General features: G+C 49.9%; 1 protein-coding gene. It reads right to left on the minus strand.

The window, feature by feature from the left end; genetic code table 11:
- On the minus strand, window positions 1-509 hold a 509-nt coding region (locus tag ACTHUM_RS18795), incomplete at both ends, for a hypothetical protein (RefSeq protein WP_440403796.1).

Raw genomic sequence — 509 nt, forward strand, 5'->3', positions numbered from 1 at the left:
TGGGTTTGTGGTTTGGGTTGGTTGTGTTGGTTGGGGTGGGTGTTGGTGGTGTGGGTGTTGGGGTTGTTGGGTGGGGTGGTGTGGTAGTGTGTGGTGTTTGCGTTTGTGGTGGTGAGTTTGTTGTGGGATGTGTGTTTATGATGGTGGTTGTTTTGGTGTGTAGCTTGTCTGTTTGTTAGTGTGATGTTGTGGTAGGTTTGTGGGAGGATTTGTTGTTTTTTTGTTGCTTTGGTGTGTTGGTGTGTGGTTTGGGTGGTGGGGTGTTGGTGGTTTTCGGTTGTGGTGGTGTTGGTAGAGTACTGGCGGCTTATGCTCAGGCTTTCAAAATGGATGTCGTGTTCGCCGGACATAGAGATGTCTGGGGCGTCCGTGGTGGTTGTGTTTTTTTTGGTGGAGTTGTTCGTTTTGTCGGTGTCGTGTTGTTTGGTTGTTTGTTTGTGTTGTGGGTGGTGGGTGTGGTGGGTGGGGTTGGGTTGTGGTGGGTGGGGTTTGGTGTTGTTTTTGTTGGT

Source organism: Neisseria sp. P0021.S006, from assembly GCF_051956895.1.